The organism is Nocardia sp. NPDC060220 (assembly GCF_042727815.1).
In the GTDB taxonomy this organism is placed as follows: Bacteria; Actinomycetota; Actinomycetes; order Mycobacteriales; family Mycobacteriaceae; genus Nocardia.
Window position 1 is genome coordinate 1 of sequence record NZ_JBHWZY010000929.1, and the last position, 2,540, is coordinate 2,540.

Consider the following 2,540-nt stretch of genomic DNA (forward strand, 5'->3'; position numbering starts at 1 on the left):
CTCCTCGAGCGAGGCGTACTCGCCGAGGATGACGGCACCGATGTTGGTGTCCTCGAGGTTCAGCGCGACGCCGAGAACCCCGCCGGGGAACTCGAGCAGCTCGTTGGCCATCGCCGAAGGCAGGCCGCTGACGTGCGCGATACCGTCGCCGGTATCGGTCACGATGCCGACTTCTTCGATGGAGGTTTCCGGGGTGTAGCTCTGGGTGTAGCTCTCGATCGCGCTACGGATCTCGTCGGAGGAGATCGTCAGCTCCGCCATGTTGTTCCTGCTCTCGCTGTGGTCTCGAATGTCGGGGATGGGGGAAGTGGAGTCTGGGCCTTGTCGATTACGACAGAGCCCGACGCAGCTTCTCCAGTCGGCCGGTGGCGCTGCCGTCGATCACGTCGTCTCCGACGCGGACGACGACGCCGCTCAGCAGCGTCGGGTCGACCTGCACGTGCACGGTGACCGCCTTGCCGTAGATCCGCCGCAGGGAAGCCGACAGCTTCTCCTTCTGCTGATCGTTCAGCTCGACCGCCGAGTTCACGTGGGCGACGATCTGGTCACGACGGGCCGCCGCCAGATCGGACAGGGCGTCGAAGGCGACGCCGATGTTGTTGGTCCGCAGGCGGGTCACCGCCTGCTCGGCCAGCGCCAGGGTGACCGGCTCGACCTTGCCGTTGAGCAGCCGCTCGACCAGTTCGCGCCGCGCCGAGGCGGGCTTTCCCTGATCGGACAGTGCCTGCTCCAGCTTCGGGTTGTCGGCGATGATGCGTCCGAGCCGGAACAGCTCGTCCTCCACCGCGTCCTGTCGGCCACCGACGGCGGCAGACTCCAGCAGAGCCTCCTGCCCGAGCAGCACCAGGGTGTCGACCAGGTCGCGGGTGCGTGACCAGTCCTGCGCCACCGCGGTGGTCAGCACTGCCTGCGTGGCAATGCTGACCTTGCCGCCGAAGACCCGCTCACTGAGTTCAGCGCGCGCCGAACCCGGCACCGAGGCGTCCGCGAGCGCCACACGCAGCGAACGCTGGTCGTCCAGCACGGCGACAACGGCGAACAGTTCCGACCCCGTTGTGGCCGCAACAGTTTCGCTTCCGGTCAGAGCGACCCGAAGCGCCTCGCGAGACCGGGTACTGGCCTCGCGGCTCGCTGCGTACATGCTTCTCACTTTCGCGTCGCTACCTTCCGACCCCGATGGCGTCGGTGTCGTCGAGTTCACTGAGGAACTTGTCGATCGACGCCGCCTGCTTGGCTTCGTCCGAAACCGACTGACCGATGATCTTCTCGGCCAGGTCTACGGCCGTACGGCCGACCTCGGAACGCAGCTCCGTCAGGATCTGCTGGCGCTGGGCTTCCAGCTGGGAATGACCGGCGGCGACGATACGGTCGCTTTCGGCCTGGGCATCCGTGCGCATCTGCGCGAGGATCTGCTGACCCTGGGTGCGTGCTTCCTCGCGGATGCGCGCGGCCTCGAGCCGGGCGTCGGCAAGCTGCTGCTGGTACTGCTCCAACGTGTGCTGTGCCTCGGCCTGGGCTGCTTCGGCCCTGGCGATACCGCCTTCGATCTTGTCTGTGCGCTCTTCGAGTGTCTTGGTCACACGCGGGATCACGTATTTCCAGAAGAGCACGCCGATGATGACGACGCAGACGATCGACCAGACGATGTCGTACGTTTCGGGAACGAGAGGATTCACATCCTCTCCACCCTCAGCTGCGAGCGTGATGAGTTCGCGCATCGGAATCAGAAGATGAAGCCGGCGACGAGGCCGATCAGCGCCAGGGCCTCGGTGAACGCGATGCCGAGGAACATGGTGGTGCGGATCTGGCCGGACAGCTCGGGCTGACGAGCGATGCCCTCGATGGCCTTACCGACGACGATACCCACGCCGATGCCGGGGCCGATCGCGGCCAGACCGTAGCCGATGGCGCCGAAGCCCTTGAAGGTGCTCTCGGTGGTCGCGGCTTCCTGGGCCAGGTAAGCGAGGCTCATGAATCTTTCCCTTTCTGTTGCTCACCCGCCGGTCGGCGTGTGTAGCAGGTTTCCGGTCGTTGGTCAGTCAGGTCAGTGGTCGGCAGCGTGCTGCGACTGGCCGATGTACACGGCAGCCAGCAGCGCGAAAACGTAGGCCTGCAGGAAGATCACCAGCAGCTCGAAGAGCGTGAAGCCGATGCCGGCCAGCAGCGAGAACGGCGAGAAGACCTTCATCCACGCGGTGGCGTCGAACAGGAAGAACCAGGTCGCGCTGAAGAACAGCACCAGCATGATGTGGCCGGCCAGCATGTTGGCCATGAGACGCACGGTGAGCGTGAACGGGCGCAGGATGAACGTCGAGATGAACTCGATCGGGATCAGCAGCACGTGCAGCGCGACCGGCACGTCGGGGACGACGATGCTGTGGCGGATGTAGGAGAAGAACCCGTACTTCCGGATACCGACGTAGTTGTACGCGATATAGACGATCGCGGCCAGCACCAGCGGCATGCCGATGCGCGCATTCGACGAGATGTTCAATCCGGGAATCACACCGGAGAAGTTCAGGAACAGAACCGTGAAGAAG

Annotated in this window: 4 protein-coding genes and 1 pseudogene; all 5 read right to left on the minus strand. The window is 64.8% G+C overall.

Annotation, left to right across the window (positions count from 1 at the left end):
- A pseudogene (locus tag ACFWF3_RS31835) lies at positions 1–261 on the minus strand (F0F1 ATP synthase subunit alpha); the annotation flags it as partial.
- 67 nt (positions 262–328) lie between these two features.
- Positions 329–1,141, minus strand: coding sequence for a F0F1 ATP synthase subunit delta (locus ACFWF3_RS31840; protein ID WP_378996164.1), 813 nt, complete (start codon positions 1,139–1,141; stop codon positions 329–331).
- 19 nt (positions 1,142–1,160) lie between these two features.
- Positions 1,161–1,718, minus strand: a complete 558-nt coding sequence (locus tag ACFWF3_RS31845) for a F0F1 ATP synthase subunit B (RefSeq protein ID WP_378996166.1) — start codon at positions 1,716–1,718, stop codon at positions 1,161–1,163.
- A 5-nt stretch (positions 1,719–1,723) separates the two neighbouring features.
- Positions 1,724–1,972, minus strand: coding sequence for an ATP synthase F0 subunit C (locus ACFWF3_RS31850; RefSeq protein ID WP_056817903.1), 249 nt, complete (start codon positions 1,970–1,972; stop codon positions 1,724–1,726).
- Positions 1,973–2,044: 72 nt separating this feature from the next.
- Positions 2,045–2,540 (minus strand): F0F1 ATP synthase subunit A (locus tag ACFWF3_RS31855; protein WP_379317494.1); only part of this gene is annotated, 496 nt, incomplete at its 5' end.